Source organism: Catenulispora acidiphila DSM 44928 (genome assembly GCF_000024025.1).
In the GTDB taxonomy this organism is placed as follows: Bacteria; Actinomycetota; Actinomycetes; order Streptomycetales; family Catenulisporaceae; genus Catenulispora; species Catenulispora acidiphila.
In genome coordinates this window covers 8,047,289-8,066,620 of record NC_013131.1, presented here as the reverse complement: position 1 = coordinate 8,066,620, position 19,332 = coordinate 8,047,289, and the positions used below count along the sequence as shown (strand labels likewise).

13 protein-coding genes are annotated in these 19,332 nt (G+C 67.5%); 10 read left to right on the top strand and 3 right to left on the bottom strand.

What is annotated here, in order from left to right; all coding sequences use genetic code 11:
- Positions 1–165: 165 nt before the first annotated feature.
- From CACI_RS34510 to CACI_RS34485, 6 genes are all read left to right on the top strand, one after another.
- Positions 166–3,069, top strand: a complete 2,904-nt coding sequence (locus tag CACI_RS34510; RefSeq protein ID WP_190276667.1) for a glycoside hydrolase family 66 protein — start codon at positions 166–168, stop codon at positions 3,067–3,069.
- A 73-nt stretch (positions 3,070–3,142) separates the two neighbouring features.
- Positions 3,143–3,391 (top strand): Sec-independent protein translocase subunit TatA, encoded by a 249-nt coding sequence (tatA, locus tag CACI_RS34505; RefSeq protein ID WP_015795530.1) that lies wholly within the window; start codon positions 3,143–3,145, stop codon positions 3,389–3,391.
- A gap of 394 nt (positions 3,392–3,785) precedes the next feature.
- Entirely contained in the window at positions 3,786–5,081 is a 1,296-nt protein-coding gene (locus CACI_RS34500) for an ABC transporter substrate-binding protein (protein ID WP_015795529.1), read from the top strand.
- A 67-nt stretch (positions 5,082–5,148) separates the two neighbouring features.
- Positions 5,149–6,066 carry a carbohydrate ABC transporter permease gene (locus CACI_RS34495; protein WP_015795528.1) on the top strand — a complete coding sequence of 306 codons (918 nt, stop codon included), beginning with the start codon at positions 5,149–5,151 and terminating at the stop codon, positions 6,064–6,066.
- A 110-nt stretch (positions 6,067–6,176) separates the two neighbouring features.
- Positions 6,177–6,974 carry a carbohydrate ABC transporter permease gene (locus CACI_RS34490; protein ID WP_041543048.1) on the top strand — a complete coding sequence of 266 codons (798 nt, stop codon included), beginning with the start codon at positions 6,177–6,179 and terminating at the stop codon, positions 6,972–6,974.
- Positions 6,975–7,047: 73 nt separating this feature from the next.
- Entirely contained in the window at positions 7,048–8,733 is a 1,686-nt protein-coding gene (locus CACI_RS34485) for a glycoside hydrolase family 13 protein (RefSeq protein WP_015795526.1), read from the top strand.
- A gap of 50 nt (positions 8,734–8,783) precedes the next feature.
- On the opposite strand, the gene CACI_RS34480 is transcribed toward CACI_RS34485, so the two are convergent.
- From CACI_RS34480 to CACI_RS34470, 3 genes are all read right to left on the bottom strand, one after another.
- Positions 8,784–9,989: an ROK family transcriptional regulator gene (locus CACI_RS34480; RefSeq protein ID WP_015795525.1), complete on the bottom strand. Its 1,206-nt coding sequence runs from the start codon at positions 9,987–9,989 to the stop codon at positions 8,784–8,786.
- A gap of 225 nt (positions 9,990–10,214) precedes the next feature.
- A complete protein-coding gene (locus CACI_RS53730) occupies positions 10,215–12,632 on the bottom strand; it encodes an FtsX-like permease family protein (protein ID WP_015795524.1) in 2,418 nt (805 codons plus the stop codon).
- An 88-nt stretch (positions 12,633–12,720) separates the two neighbouring features.
- The gene (locus CACI_RS34470) at positions 12,721–13,467 is read right to left on the bottom strand and encodes an ABC transporter ATP-binding protein (RefSeq protein WP_015795523.1); all 747 of its coding nucleotides are present in this window, start codon (positions 13,465–13,467) and stop codon (positions 12,721–12,723) included.
- Positions 13,468–13,609: 142 nt separating this feature from the next.
- Between CACI_RS34470 and CACI_RS34465 the strand changes: the two genes are divergently transcribed.
- The 4 genes from CACI_RS34465 (at position 13,610) to CACI_RS34450 (ending at position 19,215) form a co-directional block, all read left to right on the top strand.
- Positions 13,610–14,809, top strand: coding sequence for a sensor histidine kinase (locus CACI_RS34465; RefSeq protein WP_015795522.1), 1,200 nt, complete (start codon positions 13,610–13,612; stop codon positions 14,807–14,809).
- Positions 14,806–15,483 (top strand): response regulator, encoded by a 678-nt coding sequence (locus tag CACI_RS34460; protein WP_015795521.1) that lies wholly within the window; start codon positions 14,806–14,808, stop codon positions 15,481–15,483. The genes CACI_RS34465 and CACI_RS34460 overlap by 4 nt, the downstream gene beginning before the upstream one ends.
- Positions 15,484–16,120: 637 nt before the next feature.
- Complete coding sequence (locus CACI_RS34455; protein ID WP_015795520.1) at positions 16,121–18,001, top strand: DUF4357 domain-containing protein; 1,881 nt, start codon at positions 16,121–16,123, stop codon at positions 17,999–18,001.
- Entirely contained in the window at positions 17,998–19,215 is a 1,218-nt protein-coding gene (locus CACI_RS34450) for an McrC family protein (protein ID WP_015795519.1), read from the top strand. The genes CACI_RS34455 and CACI_RS34450 overlap by 4 nt, the downstream gene beginning before the upstream one ends.
- The last annotated feature ends 117 nt before the right edge of the window (positions 19,216–19,332 follow it).

Below are 19,332 nucleotides of genomic sequence, written 5' to 3'. Positions count from 1 at the left end.
CGACAATCCCTCAGTGTCCGCCCAGCGGGCACAGAAAGAGCCACGATGCACATCAGGACACGACGAAGAATCCCGGCGCGCGATCACCGGCCGAGAGCGGTTCGACCCAGCCGCCACCGGGCCGCGTTGGCCGTCGCGGCGCTGGCTGCCAGCGTGATCGGGTGGATGCCAGGCGTCAGTTCGGCCGCACCGGCCGCAGCCTCGGGCACCTCGGGCGACCCGGGGGTCGCTCGCACCCAGCAGGTACTCGCCTCGATCACGACCGACAAGTCGCGGTACGCACCCGGCGACACCGTCTCGCTGACCGTCAACGCAGCCAACAAGACCGGCAGTGCCATCAGCGGCGGCGCCGTCACCTTGTACTTCATGACGATGCAGAACGCCGCCAGCGCTTCGCAGGCCCAGACTCTGAACCTCGGCTCTGGCGCGTCCTCGACACTGGCCTTCCACTGGACCGCACCGTCGACCGACTACACCGGCTACATGGTCAGCGCGGTCGCCACCGACTCCTCCGGCAAGGCGCTGGACTCGATCAACGTCGCGGTCGACGTCTCCTCGGACTGGAGCCGGTTCCCGCGCTACGGCTACATGACCAACAACTCCTTCGGGAACCAAGGCCTGTCGACGTCCCAGGCCGCCTCGATCATGAGCTCGATGTCGAACTACCACATCGACGGCCTGCAGTTCTACGACTGGCAGTACAACCACGACCAGCCGCTGTGCGGCACGGTCAGCGCGCCGTGTTCCTCGTGGACCGACGACGGCAACCAGAAGACGGTGTACGCCTCGGCGGTGAAGGATCTGGTCACCGCCGCGCACAACAGCAACATCGTCGCGATGCCGTACAACGCCATCTTCTCGGCGGACAACGGCTCGTGCTGCGGTGCGCCGGACTACCACACGCAAGGGCTCGGAGTCAGTCCGTCGTGGGGCGTCTACCAGGACACCAACCACAGCAAGCCGTTGGCGTTCTTCCAGTGGGACTACATGGATCCCAGCAACCCCGGCTGGCAGCAGTACCTGATGGGCCAGCAGAACGCCGCGATCCAAGCGTTCGACTTCGACGGCTTCCACGGTGACACCTTCGGCGACCCCGACACCGTCGACTACAACTACAACGGCCAGCCGGCCGGCGTGGCCAGCGACTCGTGCACCACCGACACCGACGGCGCCCACAGCACGACGCCCGTTCACAACGTGGCCGGCTCGGCGACGTGGCTCAGCGGGACCTTCCCGTCGTTCCTCAGCTATGCCAAGAGCGCCCTGGGCAGTGGCAAGTACCTGATGTTCAACCCGGTCACCTACGACCACGCCCACTGCGAGGCCAACACCAGCGCGGTGGACCTGCTCTATTCCGAGCTGTGGCCGAACGACCGGGACCAGTACTGGGACTACGGCAGCCTGAAGACGGCCATCGACCAAGGCTTCAGCGAGAGCGCGTCGGCCAGCCCGACCGGCCGCGGCAAGTCGCTGACGGTCGCGGCGTACACCGACTTCGCCAACGGCGGCGGCGGCACGTTCAACACCCCGGACGTGCTGCTGCTGGACTCCACGCTGTTCGCCAGCGGCGGCAGCCACGAAGAGCTCGGCGACAACGGCCTGATGCTGGACTATCAGGAGTACCGGGCCGGCGCGACACCCATGAGTGCCTCGCTGTCCCAGTCGGTGCAGAACTACTACGACTTCATGACCGCCTACGAGAACCTGCTGCGGGACGGCCAGACGGCGACCAATCAGACCGTCGCCGTCTCCGGCCAGACGGTCAGCAGCCAGGCGACGCCGGGCGACGTCTGGGCGTTCACCAAGCAGGACGCGGACCACGAGGTCATCCAGCTCATCAACATGGTCGGGCAGTCCAGCAACCTCTGGCAGACCGGCGCGTGCGACATGTGCTCGCACATCACCACGCCGCACCCGGCGCCGACACAGCTGACCAATGTGCCGGTGAAGTACTACTTCAAGAACACGCCCAAGGCCGTCATGTTCGCCTCGCCGGACTACAACAACGGCACCACCTACTCGGTGCCGTTCACCACCGGGACCGACTCCGGCGGCTCGTACGTGTCGTTCACCGTGCCCAGCCTCAACTACTGGGACATGGTGTACACCAGCCAGACCGGACCGGGCGACGCGCCGGTTCTGCCCGGCAGCGGCGGTACGCCGACCGCCCCGGGCGCGCCCGGGACCCCGGTCGCGTCCAACATCACCGCCAACTCCGCGACCCTGACCTGGACCGCTGCCACGGCCGGCAGCAACCCGGTCGCCGGGTACGACGTGTACCGCGTCGGCTCCCCGGACGCCGTCGTGGCCTCCTCGACCGGTCTGTCGGCGAACGTCAGTGGTCTGTCGCCGTCGACCAGCTACCAGTTCTACGTCAAGGCGAAGGACTCCACAGGGCTGACCGGTTCGGCGTCCGGCACCACGTCGGTGACCACTGCCTCCGGCGGTTCCACACCACCGGGTGCTCCAGGTACTCCGGCGGCGTCGAACGTCACCACCAGCGCGGCCACGCTGACCTGGACCGCGGCAGCCGCGGGCAGCAACCCGATCTCCGGCTACCAGGTCTTCCAGGTCGGCAACCCTGACAAGGTCGTGGCGTCCACCGGTGCCGGCACTCTGAGCGCCACCATCACCGGGCTGTCGCCATCCACTGCCTACCAGTTCTACGTCAAGGCGAAGGACTCCACAGGCCTGACCGGTTCGGCGTCCGGCACAACGGCGGTGACCACCGCAGGCGCACCACCGCCGAGTACGGCCAAGGTGACGTACGCGGTGCAAAGCGACTGGGGATCGGGGATGTCCGTCGCGGTGACGATCACCAACACCGGCAGCACCGCGATCAACGGCTGGACGCTGGGCTTCGCCTTCCCCGGCAACCAGCAGGTCGGCAGCGGCTGGAACGCCAACTGGTCGCAGAACGGCCATAACGTCACCGCCACCAACCAGTCCTTCAACGGCGCCATCGCGCCGGGAGCCTCGATATCGATCGGCTTCAGCGGCACCTACAGCGGTGCCGATGCGAAGCCCTCCGCGTTCACCGTCAACGGCCTACCGGCCACCGTCGGATGACCCGAGGCGCGCTGCCCGGTACCGCGCACGCCGGGCCGGGCGGCGCGCCGCCACCGCGACCAGAGTTGGAGACATGACCGGCGCATTCGAACCCTGGCACATCCTGCTCATCCTCGCGATCACCGTCGTCCTGTTCGGCGCCAAACGGCTGCCCGTCGCCGCGCGCTCCATGGGACAGTCGCTGCGCATCTTCAAGAGCGAGCTGCGCCAGAGCGCTCAGGACGATGCGGCAGAAGCGGAACAGGCGTCGTTGCCGCCACACCAAGATCTGCGGCACGAGGACCACGCCGTCACCGACATTCCCGACCGGCTCCGGGCCTAGCCCCGAGTCTGCGAAACCCGGGGCCGGCCCGCACCTGACAGCGCGGACCGGCCCCGCTTGCCTTCACGCGGTAACAAACACTCGCCACCGCTGCCGCGACACACCCCTGCCTCGCGCGGGTGACCAGCGCGTTTACGGCCTCGGGTCGGCGAGACCTCAACTCGTGCCCCCGCCGATTCGTGACGCTGCTGTAACCTCTAACTATCTTGACCCAAGAAAGTAACTCTTCCTACGATGGCGAGCACCGGCCCCCCAGGGGGCCATCGGCAGGCAACCGGGCCAGGCTTCGCGGGCCCTCTTGGCCAGCGGTTCCGCTGTTGGTGATCGCCCCGGTTCCCTCACGGGGTCAAGCGGAAGCCGTGCCGCACCCTCATCGGACACAGGAGGACACGAAGTGCGCTCCACTAAGTACGCGGTCTGCGTGGCATTGGCCGCGGCCGTGTCGCTGGTTTTGGCCGGCTGCGGGAGTTCCAGCTCCAAAGCCGCCTCGGGCGGCGGCGGCAAGACGCTCGTGGTCTGGGACTACGAAGCCAACGACAGTGCCTCCGGCATCGCACGCGCCGAGGCGATCAAGGAGTTCCAGGCCGCCCATCCGGGGGTGACGGTCAAGTTCGAGGCGAAGAGCTTCGACCAGATCCAGCAGAACGCCGGGATGATCCTCAACTCCAACGACGTGCCCGACGTGATGGAGTACAACAAGGGCAACTCCACCGCCGGCCTGTTGTCCAAGCAGGGTCTGCTGACCGATCTGAGCAGCCAGGCCGCCTCGCGCGGCTGGGACAAGACGTTGAGTCCGTCGCTGCAGACCACCGCCAAGTACACCGGCGGCATCATGGGCGGCAGCACTTGGTACGGCGTGCCGATGAACGGCGAATTCCTCACCGTCTACTACAACAAGGACCTGTTCGCGAAGTACAACGTCCCGGTCCCCACCACGCCCGATCAGTTCACGGCGGCGATGGCGACGTTCAAGGGCGCCGGGGTCACCCCGCTGGCCATGAGCGGCGCGGACTACCTCGGGGTGCACCTGTTCTACGAACTGGCGCTGTCCAAGGCCGACCGCACCTGGGTCAACGACTACCAGCTGTTCAAGGGCAAGGTCGACTTCCAGGGCCCGCAGATGTCCTACGCCGCGAACACCTTCGCCGACTGGGTGAAGAAGGGCTACATCAGCAAGGACTCCGCCGCGGTCAAGGCCCAGGACGAGGCCAACGCCTTCGAGCAGGGCAAGATCCCGATGATGTTCTCCGGGAACTGGTGGTACGGCCAATTCCTGAGCGAGGTCAAGGGCATGCAGTGGGGCACGTTCCTGTTCCCCGGCAACACGCTGCAGGTCGGCTCCAGCGGCAACCTGTGGGTGGTGCCCACCAAGGCCAAGAACAAGGACCTGGCCTACGACTTCATCGACACCACGCTCAGCAAGAACGTCCAGAACCTGATGGGCAACAGCGGCGGGGTGCCGGTGGCCGCGGATCCGGCGGCGATCACGAACCCCAGCAGCAAGGAACTGATCACCGAGTTCGACTCGATCACCGCCAAGGACGGCCTGGGGTTCTACCCGGACTGGCCGGTCACCGGCTACTACGACACGCTCCAGCACGCGATCCAGGAACTGATCAACGGATCCAAGAGCCCGAGTTCGATGCTCGACACCATCGGCTCCGCCTACAAGCAGAACGCACCGCAGTAGCCACAGCCAGCTCACCTCCCGGCGGGCGGGCAGGCCGTCCGCCCGCCGGGCTCCACGAAGGAACGCCATGTCGGCAACCAAGAAAGCCCGCATGCCCGCCCAAGGCGGCTATGCCCTGTTCCTGGCCCCGGGAATGCTGCTGTGCACCGCGGTCATCATCGTCCCGCTGATCGCCACCATGGTGATCAGCTTCACCCGCTGGCAAGGCATCGGCCCGCTGCACTGGATCGGCCTGGACAACTACACCAGGCTGCTGCACGACCAGAACTTCTGGGCCTCGTTCAAGAACATCGGCATCCTGATCCTGGCCATGGTGATCGTCCCGACGATGATCGGCCTGGCCCTGGCCGCGGTGCTGTTCGACTACGTCGCCAAGCGCTTCGGCCCGCGCATGGCAGCCTTCCTGCGCTCCAGCTTCTATCTGCCGCAGGTGCTGCCGGTCGCGGTCACCGGCGTGGTCTGGGGGTGGATCCTCAACCCGGACTACGGCGCGCTGAACACCGTCCTGAACAAAGTCGGACTGCATTCGCTGGCCCACAACTGGCTCGGCGATCCGCACTACGCGCTGCCCACTGTGATGTTCACCCTCGCCTGGGCCCAGATCGGCTACCCGCTGGTCATGTTCATGGCCGGGCTGCAGCGGGTCGACCCGGAGCTGTACGAGGCGGCCGAGCTCGACGGCGCCGGCTGGCGGCAACGCTTCCTGCGGGTGTCGGTCCCGTTGATCCGTCCCGAGATCTACGTCGTGGTCGTCACCACCACCATCGCCACCTTGAAGATCTTCGGGCAGATCTTCGTGCTCACCGGCGGAGGCCCGGGCAACTCGACCCTCGTGCCGAGCTACTTCGCCTACAAGAACTACTTCCAGAACGCCAACGTCGGCTACGGCTCGGCGATCTCCACGGTCCTGACCGCGATGATCGTCATCCTGGCCGTCGTGTTCCTGCGGGTGCAGGCCCGCAACCAGAAGACGGAGAAGCCGTGACCACCCGAACGCTGACCGCCAAGCCGCCGACCCGCTCGCCCCGTTCGCGGCGCTCGTCCCGCGAGACGCCCGGGCGGCGCCGGCTCGGACCCGGCCGCGCCCGCTACGCCGTGCTGGCCGTGCTCCTCGTGCTGGCCCTGCTGGTGCTGGCGCCGTTCCTGCTGGTCGCCATCAACGCTGTGAAGACGCCCAGCGAATACGCCAGCGGCGGTCCGCTTTCGCTGCCGAGCGCGCTGCACCTGTCGGGGCTCATCGACTTCTGGAACCGCGCCGACTTCGGGCTGATGCTGCTCAACAGCTTCCTGATATCCCTGGGAGCTGCCGTCATCGGCGTGGTGTTGTCCACCCTGAACGCCTACGCCATCGGCATCGGTCGCCTGCGCGGACGCGGGGCGCTGCTGATCTTCTTCCTGATCGCCAACGTGCTGCCCCAAGAGGAACTGGTCTACCCGCTGTACTACGCGGCCAAATCCATGAACCTCTACGACACGCGCACCAGCCTGATCATCGTCTTCGGCGTGATCCACAGCGCCTTCGGCGCGTACCTGTTGTCCTCGGTCTACGGCGAGTTCCCCCGTGAGCTGCTCGACGCCGCCTCCGTCGACGGCGCCGGCCGTCTTCGAACCCTGTGGCATGTGGTGATCCCGATCAGCCGGTCCACCCTCACCGTGCTGTTCACCTTCTTCTTCATCTGGACCTGGAACGAGTTCTTCTTCCCGCTGGTCTTCCTGGTCTCGAACAGCAAACAGACCGTTCCTGTGGCACTGGGGCTGTTGCAGGGGCAGAACATGATGGATGTGACCACGACCAGTTCCTCGGCACTGCTGGGTATTTTGCCGGCCGTCCTGTTCTTCCTGATCTTCCAGCGCACCATCAGCCGCGGCATCACTTCCGGCGCACTGAAGTAGCCGCACACCGCGCCGCACCGAGCACCCCCGTCGGATCTCGACACTGCCGCTCAACCCGCAAGGAGAATCCCCAGTGAGCACCGCTCGCCCATGGTGGCGTGACGCCGTCGTCTACCAGGTCTACGTGAAGTCCTTCGCCGACGGCGACGGAGACGGCACCGGCGATCTGGACGGCCTGGCCTCGCGGCTGGACCATCTGGAGCGCCTCGGCGTGGACGCGCTGTGGCTGAGCCCCTGCTATCCCTCGCCCGGACGGGACGGCGGCTACGACATCGCCGACTACTTCAGCATCGACCCGCTCTACGGCGGAACGGCAGCGCTGGACCGGCTGGTCAAAGCCGCGCACGACCGCAGTCTCAAGGTCTTGCTCGACATCGTCCCCAACCACTGCTCGGCCGAACACCCCTGGTTCCAGCAAGCACTGAACAGCCCTGCCGGCTCATCGCAGCGCGCCCTGTTCCACTTCCACGACGGTCAAGGCGCCGACGGCGAACTGCCGCCCAACAACTGGCAATCCGTGTTCGGCGGCTCGGCCTGGACCCGGACCACGGACCCCGACGGCAGCCCCGGCCAGTGGTACCTGCACCTGTTCGACTCCTGGCAGCCCGACCTGAACTGGGATCGACCCGAGGTCCGCGCACACTTTCAGGACATGCTGCGCCACTGGTTCGACAAGGGCGTCGACGGCTTCCGCATCGATGTGGCCGCCATGCTGGTCAAGGCCGACGGACTTCCCGACCGTCCGGATAACGGCTTCCGCCCTGGAGGCTCGGACCCCGCCAGCAACCAGCCCGCCGTCCACGACATCTACCGCAGCTGGCGTGCCGTGACCGAGGAATACGCCGACAGAGACCTGATGCTCGTCGGCGAAATCTGGGCACCCACCGCTGAACACGTCACCGCCTTCATCCGGCCCGGGGAGCTGCACGAGGCGTTCTACTTCGACCTGATGACCCAGAACTGGGACGCCGCCGCCTTCCGCGCCAGCGTTCAAAGAGCACTGCAGGCGATGGCCGCGACGGCACCCGTCCCGGACCAGGCCGGCGTCCTGGCCTGGGTGCTCAACAGCCACGACGCGCACCGCGCGGTCTCCCGCTACGGCCTGACCACCGCTGAACCCCTCGAGTCACCCGACGCCATGGCGCGTCTGCTCCGCCGCCGCGGCCCGGTCGACGTAGCCGTCGGCCAGGCTCGAGCTCGCGCGGCGCTGCTGTTCCAGCTCGCACTTCCCGGCGCCGCGTTCCTCTATCAGGGGGAGGAGCTCGGTCTGCCGGAGGTCATGGACATCCCCGACGAAGCCCGCCAGGACCCCATCTGGACCCGGTCGGCCGGCCGTGAACACGGTCGCGACGGCTGCCGTGTCCCGTTGCCCTGGAACGCGAGCGCTCCGAGCTTCGGCTTCAGCCCTGCGAACGCTGCCGGAAAGCCCTGGCTGCCGCAGCCGCTGTGGTTCGCCGACTACGCGCAGGACCGGCAAAGTACCGACCCGCACTCGACTCTGAACTTCTATCGCAGCGCCCTGACAGCGCGCCGAGCCCTGTTCGCGGGCGCCCCCGACCAGATCACCTGGGCCGATCACGAGCAGCCTCGCCCGGACGTGCTCATCTTCACGCGTGGGACGCTGACCGTGGTCACCGTCTTCGGTGACGCGCCGTTTCACCTGTCGGAGGAGCTCGGCCATGTGACGCTGGCCAGCACCACGATCAGCAACCGGGTACTGCCCGGCTCCAGCACCGCCTGGCTCATCCGCAATTCTTAATGCTCACGTTGGCGTCGGTGCGGCGCGGTCTGCCAGAGCGGATCAGCAGATCAGCCCACCGACGCCCCGACCGCTTCCCGGATCACCAGGCATCCCGCGCCGCGTGCCCACATCAAGTCGTCGGCCTCGTCCACGACCAACTCGCAGTCCTGAGCCGCCGTGGAGAACGCGTGCTCCCGCCACGACTTTTCGCACGCGGACCCGAACAGGTCATAAGCACTCGCCCGCTCGCCGGTCAGCACGATCCGCTGTGGGTTGAACAGGTTGCACACGGTCGCCAGACCCAGGCCCAACGCCGTGCCCATCGTCTCGAACGCCGCCAAGGCCCGCTCATCACCGGACCGCGCCGCCGTGATCGCCTCGCCGATATCGGTGATCGATCCGCCGTGTGCGGCGATCTCCCGCAGCACTGCCCGGTCCGACGCCACCGTCTCCAGACATCCGCGGTTCCCGCAGTCGCAGACCACTCCGTTCGCCTGCAGCGGGATGTGGCCCAACTCGCCGGCCAGCCCTGTGGACCCGGCGTACAACTGCCCGCCGAGCAGCAGACCACAACCCACACCGGGTCCGGTGGTCACCAGCACGAACGAATCGATGTCGCGGCCCGCGCCGAACCAGCGCTCGGCGATCGCCAGCGCGTTCACGTCGTTGTCCACGACCGTCGGCAGCCCCGTCGCCGCCGCCAACGGTTCAGCGACCTGCACGTTGTCCCACCCGAGCACGCCGGAATGCGCCACCCGCCCCGAGGCGGTGTCCACATGACCGCCGAGTCCCACACCAAGTCCCAGAACCTCGCCGTGTGCCGTGGGGTCGTCGACCAGCTCCCGCACCACAGCCACCGCCGCGTCCAACGCCTCCGCCGGATCGTGACCCGCGGTGAGAGGCCGCGTCCGATGAGCGAGCACCCGAGCCTCAAGATCAGCCAGCACACCGGTCACCGACCCCGGCGCGATCTTCACGCCGATCACCGCATACCGATCCGCGGCGACCCGCAACAACCGATGCGGCCTACCCATCCCCGAACTCTTGGCGCCCACCTCAACCACATAGCCGGCCTCGATGAGCGGATTGACCACCTTGGTCACCGTCGACTGCGACAGATCGGCACGCCGCGCCAGCTCAGTCCGCGAAAGCGGCCCAGCAGTGAGAATCTCCGCGAACAGCTGAGTCTGCGTGGCGTCCGCAATACTCCCCGCAGCCTGCACCCGCACAGGAGCGGCCAAGCCGAACCGGATCCGCTCACTAGCGACCACCATCACTGCCCCGTTCGCACCTCGACGACTGCATACTTTCTTTACTAATGATAGTTGTGCGGGTCAATCACCCTGAACAGCCCCGCTGTGTCGCGTTGAGCACAAGGGGTCCACGCGGACGTCGAGCCGCACGCTGACCGTGGTGCCGACGCCGACGGCCGACTCCACCGTGACGCTGCCCTGCTGCGGCGACCGGCGACTGGTGGCCCTGCTCGGCTCTACTCAGTCCTACTCAGTCCGCAGCGCGGTGGCGGTCCGGGACCGGGCCGCCCAGCCGGCCGGCAGCAGTGCCCCGAGCAGGGCGATCACGACTCCGGCGGCCAGTAGCGGAAGGAGCAGCCCGGCGGTGTAGACGTGGGTCACGTTCGGTGGCAGGTGCCGGCCGATCGCGTGCCCCATCGGGGACTGCGTCGCCTTCTCCACCGCGACCCCGAGCGGTACCCCGATGAGTCCGGCGATCAGGCCGGTGAAGGCCACCGAGGTCAGGACCATCGCAATGGTCTGTTTGGGCGTCATGCCGAGGGCCTTGAAGATCCCCATGTCGTGGACCCGCTCCCGGGTGTCCTGCGCCACCATGCTCAGCACTCCGAGCGCGGCGACCGCCGTCAACATCAGCGTGAACATCGCGACCAGGGCGTCCATGATGAGCACCAGAAGGTTCTTGCCGCTGTCCGAGTTCGACTGGACCGAGGCGTTCAGCGGGGTCAGCGCGGCGGCGGCCGAGGTGGACCAGGCCGTTCCGTCGACGCCTCTGGCCAGCTCGACGTTGAACTGGTCGATGTGCGGGGTCAGTCCCGCGGCGGTGAAGGTGGCCGCGTCCGTCATGGCCGAATAGTCGGTTCCATGGGTGTCGAAGTTGATGCCCACGACCTTGAGGGACAGGTGTTTGTTCTGCTGCACCACGGTGACGTCGTCCCCGACGTGGATCCCCACCGCCGAGGCCAGCTTGTCGCCGACCACGACCTCGCCGGGCGCGGCGTACCAGCGGCCGGACAGCAGCTGCATGTTCGTCCAGGAGAAGTCGCCGCTGACCGTGTACACGGCGGGCGGTTCGCCGCCGATCGGCGCGCCGACCATGCTCGCGCCGCTGTCGCCCCAGCCGAACGCGGCCTTCGTGCCCGGGACCTTGGCGAGCGCGGCGGCCACCTTTTCGGCGTCCAAGTACGCGTGGCGCGGGTCGTTGGGTCCGTACTGACCCCACGGCACGCCGACGTCGGCCGTGGGTATCACGATCATCGACGCGGCGTTGAAGCCCGAGCTCATCGTGGTGTCCTGATACGTACTGAACGCGGTCCCCAACCCCACCGCGAAGGTGACGCTGACCGTGCCGAGCAGCACCGCCGCGCCGACCAGGACGGTCCGGGCCGGCCGGGCGAAGGGCTGGGCCAGCCCCAGCGACACGGCCCGGGGCAGCGGCAGCCGCGAGGCCAGAGCCTGCGCCCTCTGGCCGCGCTGGTGGTCGGCCTTCGGCGCGCGGCCGACCACCAGCGCCCGCACCGCCGACATCCGGCCGGCCCGCAACGCCGGGATCGAAGCCGTGACGCCGACGATCAGCAAGGCGCCCAGCGACACCACGGCGCTGACCCACCCCGGGATCGTGGCGCTGGCCGTGCCGAGCTGCTTGCCGGCCTGGCCCAGGATCGGTACAGCCAGGAGATCGCCGAACGTCGTGCCGAGGACCACACCGAGTGCCGCCGGGATCATCGCCTGCGCGGTATAGGCGCGGGCCACCTGCGAAGGGGTGAAGCCCAGCGACTTCAGAATCCCGATGCGCCGGATTCCCGAGGCCACCGCGCCGCTGACCACGATCGCGATGATCAGCACTGACAGGACCAGCCCGAGGATCCCGAAGGCGACCAGGAACGGCACGAAGGCCTTGGCGTTGCCGGTCGCCTGCTGTTCCGCGGTCAGATACGACTGCCCGTCCTCGACCGCGCCGGCCGGAACGGCGGCCGATACCGCCTGCTTGTCGGCGGCGAGGTCGGCATCGGTCCCGGCCTTGGCGAACCGGTAGAGCATCTGCTCGTCGGACGTGGCACCGGCGGCGGTGAGCCGCGCGAAGCCGGCAGCGGTGGCGAAGCCGGTCGCGCTGTTGGTCACCGAGTCGCCGAAGCCGACGACCTTGAACGACGGCTTGCCCGGCAGGGAGGAGAACACCACCGACGAGCCGAAGCAGGCGTCGGCATAGTTGGTCGCCGGGAGGGCGATCTCGCCCGGACTGGTCGGCCAGCGCCCCTGAACCAGCACCAGCTGGTCCATCCCGGAGGTGCTACCCAGGTCGGGCCGGGTGGTGACGGTGATCGGATGGTTGTCGTGACCGGCCCAACTGCTCTTGGGGCAGTCCGTGCCGATGGTCGTGTCCAGCGCGGCGGCGATCGGGTACGGGCCGGCCGCCTCGGTGACGCCGGCGGCGTGCGCGGTGGCGGCGGTCTGCGCGGCCGTGACCTTCGAACCGTCGAACTGGACCGCCAGGTGCGCTCCGTTCCGGGTGGCGAAAGCGTGCTCGAACGGGGCTTGCACGGCGATCAGCAGGCCGAGGGAGAGTACTGATGACATCACCGCGGTGCACGTCGTCAACGCCATGACGAGGGACTGGACGCGGCGCCGGCCCACGCCGGAGTGTACGACCTTGCCCAGGGCGCTCACCGGCTCACCGCCAGAAGCAGCCGGGCCATGGCATGGAATCCGGCCTCGAAGACGCGCCGGGGCAGCGGCGGCTTGCGCAGCGTCAGTGTCATCGGACCTCTCCCGCCGGACGGGTCAGCGTTGTGCGGACGGCCACGGCGGCATCGCGGCCACTGGTGACGACGTCCCGCGCGACCGCGCCGTCCACCAACTCGATGATGCGGTGCGCGGTGGTGGCGGCCAGCTGCACGTCGTGGGTGACCAGCAAGATGGTCTGGCCGTCGGCGTTCAGATCCAGCAGCAGTCGGCGCACGTCCTCGGCCGAGCTCGAGTCCAGCGCGCCGGTGGGCTCGTCGGCGAGCAGCAGCGCGGGGGAGTTCATCAGGGCTCTGGCTACTGCGACGCGCTGGCGCTCGCCGCCGGAGAGCCGCTGCGGGTAGGCCTTGGCGTGCCGGTCGATGCCCAGCGTGCCGAGCAGTTCGACGGCCCGCCGCCTCGCCTCGCCCTTGCTCATCCCGGCCAGTTGCGCCGGGATGAGCACGTTGTCCAGCACGGTCAGGTCGTCCAGCAGGTTGAAGAACTGGAAGATCATCCCGATCGAGGCCCGGCGGTACTTCGCCGAACCGGCCTCGCCCAGCTGGTCCACGCGGGTGCCGTCGACGGTCACGGTGCCGCTGGAGGGCTTGTCCAGGCCCGCGATCAGGTTCAGCAGCGTGGATTTGCCGCTGCCGGAATGGCCGAGGATCGCCACGCACTCACCAGCCGCCACGGACAAGGTGACGCCGGCCAGTGCGGGCGGGCCGTCGTCGTATTTCTTCGTCGTGCCGCGAAGATCGATCATCGGTGCATTCGTCATGACAGTGAACCTAGGAACGGGCGGCGATCCACCGCGTCGGCCGGCGGATGTCACCTCTTCCCAGGCCGTCGCCCCGGGGGCGTATCCGGCGTACATCCCCGGGGCGACGCGCGGAGCCGATGCCACTGAATACGATCTCCCTATGGAAGAGCTTCTCCAGCGCCTGTCGACATCGAAGCGCGTGACCTGGCTGATGTCGCAGGCAGTGGCGCTGTCCGCCGCCTGCCTCTACGCGCTGATGCTCCCCTTGACGATGCCGTCCCCCAAGTACGGCCTGCTCCGATTCCCCGACCTCGAGCCGGTCCAGATGATGGCTCTGTGCGTCGTACTCGCCCTCCCGGTCCTGCTGGTGCGCCGTCTGCCGGCGACTGTCTTCGCGGTGATCCTGGGCGAATCGATCCTCGGCGACGCGTTCGGCGCGCGGCCCTTGATCATGTTCGTCCTGCTCGTCGGCGTGGGCGGGTACCTCGCCGCCCAGCGGCCGAAGGCTGCCGCCGTCGGCTCCGTCGCGGGCGTCGCGGCGGCGTTCGTCAACGACATCCACATCCGCGGGCAGAACATCGGCGACCAGGCCCAGTGGACCGGGTGGCTCGCGATGTGGTTCGCCCTCGCGTGGGTCTTCGGCGGGGTGTACCGCAAACGCCGCGAATATCTCGAAGCCCTGCACGAGCAGACCGCGGCGCGCGTCGTCATGTCCGAGCGGCTCAGGATCGCCCGCGAACTGCACGACAGCGTCGCGCACAGTATCGGCATCATCACGGTGCTGTCGGGAGCGGCGGCACGGGTCGTGGACACCAAGCCCGAGCAGACGCGGCAGGCCCTGACCGGCATCGAGACCACCAGCCGGGAGACGCTGCTGGAGTTGCAGCGCATGCTCGGGGCACTCCGCCGCGCCGAGCCGGACGACGCCATGCCGCAGGCCGCTCCGCTGGCGCCGGCCGGCAGCCTGGCCGACGTCCCGCAGCTCGCCGAACGCACAGCCGGCGCCGGGGTGCGAGTCCATGTGACCTGGCAAGGCGAGCAACGTCCACTGCCACCGGAGATCGAGCTGTCGGCCTTCCGCATCATCCAGGAGTCGGTGACGAACGTGGTGCGGCATTCCGGCGCGCGAACCTGCCAAGTCGCGGTCGGCTACGAGCCGACAGGCGTGCGGATCGAGGTCGTGGACGACGGAGACGACGGTCTGTCCGGACCGGCCCGCCCGAAGTTCGCCCTGGGCGCCGGCGGCAACGGCTTCGGCCTCCTCGGCATGCGCGAACGGGTGACCCTGCTCTCCGGCCAGTTCAGCGCCGACCGCCGCCCCGAGGGCGGATTCCGAGTGACAGCCAGGCTCCCAGCATGACCGTGCGAGTACTCCTCGTCGACGACCAACCCCTGATGCTCGTCGGACTCGGCATCCTGATCGGCGACACCGACGACCTCGAGGTGGTAGCCCAGGCCGCCAACGGCCGCGAGGCAGTACGCCTGGTCCGCGAACTACACCCGGACGTCGTAGTGATGGACATCCGAATGCCAGGCATGGACGGCATCGAGGCCACCCGCCAGGCAACCGCCGAGCCCGACCCACCCAAGATCCTGGTCCTGACAACCTTCGACGACGACGAATACGTCTACGGCGCCCTCCGCGCCGGAGCCAGCGGCTTCCTCCTCAAGAGCATGGCCCTGGACGCAATCCTCGACGCAATCCGCGTAGTCGCAGCCGGCGACGCACTGATCGCCCCCAGCGTGACCCGCCGCCTGATCGCGGACTTCACCGCAACCCCCACCACCCCCAAACCACACCCCGAACCCCTCGAGCACCCGCACCAGATCGCGCAAATCACCGACCGAGAGCGCGAAGTCCTGGCACTGGTCGGCCAGGGACTATCGAACGCCGAGATAGCCGAACGCCTAATCATCAGCGCAGCAACCGCGAAGACCCACGTAGCGCGCCTGTTCGCCAAGCTCGAAGCCCGGGACCGCGTCCACCTGGCCATCATCGCCTTCGAATCCGGACTCGTGCCGCGTAGACGCTAGGGGCAGACGGTAGGCGCAGGATCAGAAGAACGGTCGCGACCACGAGCCCGCCGCGTTCCAGAAGCGCCAGCCGACGCGCTGCCCGCGGACCACCGCCGAACCGGCTGGCAGACCATGCCCGGCTGCGGGAACTCGCTGACGACCGGTTCACGATCGCTTTCTGAGACGTCCCGATGGAGCTCCACCCGATTAGTCTCGCCGCAGGCCGCGACATCTACCGTTCCTCTAACCTCGTTCATCTTCGACTACATCGCGCGGCAAAAAACTCGGCGGCCTTTATCTGGCTGTGGTTGTGTCGAGCAGCTCGCTGCACTACCGCCAAATGCTCTCGATACACCGCCATTCGATTTTTCCTGGTTCGCTCCTCGTGTACTCGAACTGATATACACCACAGTGTGACATGAAGCCTCTTGCTCGCGACGTTGGAGACACTGGGGCTCTCCGTTCCGCTGGGCCGCGGAGCGCCGTTTCAAGCTCCGCGCCGAGCTCGATGCCGTCTTCTTTTAGCTTTACGGCATCGAACGCGACGACGTGGACCACATAATGGAGACCTTCCCGATCGTCAAACGTGAGGACGAAGGGCCCGCGCCACCCCGCTGAGCCGAAGTTCACACAGCCGCCACGAGAAAGCCGAACAGTGACCGAGTACCCGCGGTTCTTCCTCCGCCTCCCGAACAACGGGCCGATCGCCAGCGGCCGGTTGCTCGATGAGCGCGGTATGAACGGCAGCAAGAAGTTCGTCATCGACGCCGGGGCGCCGGTCCGTAGCGACGTCGTCGACAGCGTCAAGTCTGGGAAGTACGCAGTTATCGCTTACCGTCACCGCAACGAAGCGATCGCGGACGGCGGCCTCGTCGAGTCCACGCAGTGGCCCGGCTATTTGGAGACCACGCGAGCTATCGAATGTGTGTCGCCGTCGGAGGCGGTCGAGTTCCTTAAAGGCAGGTCATCGAACGGCTGGATCGAATGGCGAACCGAGGACGGCAAGCGGCTTGGCGACTTCATGGACGTCTCCTGGCAGGGATCGAAGCGCTCCGCCTGGCTCGTACGGGGATCGAATGTCAACGGCCAGAACCTGGTGGACCGCCTGTGGCTGTCGGATGGTCTCGTCACCTTGTCCGCATCACGGCTCCCGCAAGGCGTGGTGGCAGGTGGGTTCCCGTCGAAGGAGACCATCCGTACGTTCGTCGAGGAAGGCTACGACGCGTCGGCCACCTACAACCAAAAGCTTGACCTCGCCGACGGCATCCACGCGTTCCTTGCGAGAATGAAGCCCGGCCATACGGTCGTCACCATCTCAGGCGGCCAGGTGTGGACCGGGAAGATCACCGGCGAGGCGGTTCAGGTCGAGTCCGAGGACGGCCGCTCGAACCTGCGGCGTGCGGCCGACTGGGCCGAGCTTTCCTTCGACTACGACGATCTCCCCGACGAAGTCCAAGCACGCCTTTCCGATCAGCACGACGTCGTCGACCTCACGAGCGCCATCGACATCATCGACGCGCTGTCCGGGGGTGCTGAAGCCGGGGCCGACGTTCCGGGCCCCGCGCTGGCCGAAGAAGTCCCCAAGGCCGTTGTCTCGCCGTTGCGCGAGCTGGAGCTTCCACATTTCGACAGCGACTACGCCGACCGTCTGCACGTCGATCTGCCCTGGCTCGCCGAGGTCCGGCAACTCCTCGAAGATGAGAAGCAGATCGTCTTTTACGGCCCGCCCGGAACCGGCAAGACCTTCCTCGCACAGGAGATCGCTGAGAAGCTGGCCGGCGGTCCGGAGAACGTGGAACTGGTCCAGTTCCACCCCTCCTATGCCTATGAGGACTTCTTCGAGGGCTTCCGCCCGCGTGAAGATGAGAAATCCGGTGACGTGGCGTTCCGTCTTACCGCCGGCCCACTACGTGACATCGCCGAGCGCGCCTCGCGCGAGGGTAATCGTCACGTCCCGTACTTCCTTATCATCGACGAGTTGAACCGGGCGAATCTGGCGAAGGTGTTCGGCGAGCTGTACTTCCTGCTGGAGTACCGCAAGCGTTCGGTGCGCTTGACGTACTCCAACGAAGCTTTCTTTCTCCCGCAGAACCTGTTCATCATCGGCACGATGAACACCGCCGACCGCTCCATTGCCCTCGTGGACGCCGCGATGCGCCGCCGGTTCTCCTTTGTCGAGCTGTCGCCTGACGCCGCGCCGGTCAAGGAACTGCTGCACCGCTGGCTCGCGGCCGAAGGTAGGGCTCCCGAGCCCGCCATGCTGTTGAACGAGCTCAACTGCCGTATCGAGGACAAGGACTTCCGCATCGGACCCTCCTACCTGATGAAGAAAGGCGTCTACCGCGACGGCGGGCTGGAGCGCGTGTGGCGTACCAAGATCCTGCCCCTGTTGGAGGAGCACCACTACGGCGAAGGCATCGACGTCGAGAAGCGCTATGGCCTGGCCGCGCTGCGCCGAGCGATTGTCCGGCATGAGCAAGCCGAGAACACGCCAACCGCCGCCGACGCCGCCGAAATCGGGCCGGCGGACGAATGACCCGTCTGGACCTCGTCGAGCTCGGGCCGCCGACCACCCACCTCCTATCGGTGGCCGAGGGCCGCGCGCTCGCGGCTTCGGGGCTCGTCGACACCTCGCCGGACCCGTGGCTGCCAGAGCATTGGCAGGTTCGTGCGAAGGCCAAGGTGGGCGTGGCCCGCGTAGCGGTCCCGAGTGGTGAACCAGTGGAGCTGCGGATCGCGCCGAAGGTGCCGATCCGCAGGCTGTTCTTCCTACTCGGCTACCCGCAGAACCCCAAGGGCTGGCGCGAGGAGAACGTCGAAGTCACCGAGCATGCGGAGCTGCTGCCCGCCCTCGCCTACGCCTTCGAGCGCCAATCCGACCGGGCGCTGCGCCAAGGCCTTCTCCAGGGCTACCGACACACCGAAGAGTCAGCACTCGTGGTCCGTGGCCGCATCCTGGAGTCCGAGCAGATCCGCCGCCGCTTCGGCCGGCAAATCCCGATCGAGGTCGCGTTCGACGAGTTCACCACGGACATTCCCGAGAACCAGCTTCTCGCCGCGGCGACCGAGCGGTTGCTGCGGCTGCCGGGCGTGGCCAAGGACGTCCGGCATCGTCTGCTACGGCTTCGCGCCCGGCTCGCCGATGTCACCCCGCTGGTCCGCGGCCACCAGCTCCCGAAGTGGAATCCCTCGCGGCTGAACGTCCGCTATCAACCGGCGCTGTACCTGGCAGGGATCGTGCTGCACGGCGCGTCAGTGGAGCACCTGGAAGGCACGGTGACGATCGAGGGCTTCATCTTCAACACGGCGGCACTGTTCGAGGACTTCGTCACCGCCGCCCTGACCACGGCCCTCGCCCCCTTCGGCGGCCACGCCAAGGTGCAGGCCACGCACTATCTCGACGCCGCCGACGCCGTCCGTCTCAAGCCGGACCTGGTCTGGTACACGGACTCGAGCGTGCCGCTGGGAGTCGCCGACGCCAAATACAAGGCCGAGAAGCCTGCCGGCTACCCCGACGCCGACCTTTACCAGCTCCTGGCCTACTGCACCGTCCTCGGCCTGGACACCGGACATCTCGTCTATGCGAAAGGCAACGAGCCGCGCGCCGAGCACACTGTCCGAAACGCCGGTGTCCGGATCGTCCAACACGCGCTCGACCTCGACCAGCCTCCGCAGCGGCTACTCGCCGACGTGGCGCGCATCGCCGCTGAGATGGCAGGGGCCGCCACACACGCGTCATCCACAGCCTGATCCGTTCGACGGAGGCAGCATCACCTGGGCCGTTCCGTCCCGGTCCATCGGCGATGCCACTCGCGGACCTGTTCCACGAGCTTCGTCGTCTCCTCCTCGAATGTGGCGGACTTCAGC

Bases quoted from the DNA above. Each gene is read 5' to 3' on its own strand.
- CACI_RS34510 (WP_190276667.1), top strand. From the start codon at position 166: ATGCCAGGCGTCAGTTCGGCCGCACCGGCCGCAGCCTCGGGCACCTCG.
- tatA (WP_015795530.1), top strand. From the start codon at position 3,143: ATGACCGGCGCATTCGAACCCTGGCACATCCTGCTCATCCTCGCGATC.
- CACI_RS34495 (WP_015795528.1), top strand. From the start codon at position 5,149: ATGTCGGCAACCAAGAAAGCCCGCATGCCCGCCCAAGGCGGCTATGCC.
- CACI_RS34480 (WP_015795525.1), bottom strand. From the start codon at position 9,989: ATGGTGGTCGCTAGTGAGCGGATCCGGTTCGGCTTGGCCGCTCCTGTG.
- CACI_RS34470 (WP_015795523.1), bottom strand. From the start codon at position 13,467: ATGACGAATGCACCGATGATCGATCTTCGCGGCACGACGAAGAAATAC.
- CACI_RS34465 (WP_015795522.1), top strand. From the start codon at position 13,610: ATGGAAGAGCTTCTCCAGCGCCTGTCGACATCGAAGCGCGTGACCTGG.
- CACI_RS34460 (WP_015795521.1), top strand. From the start codon at position 14,806: ATGACCGTGCGAGTACTCCTCGTCGACGACCAACCCCTGATGCTCGTC.
- CACI_RS34450 (WP_015795519.1), top strand. From the start codon at position 17,998: ATGACCCGTCTGGACCTCGTCGAGCTCGGGCCGCCGACCACCCACCTC.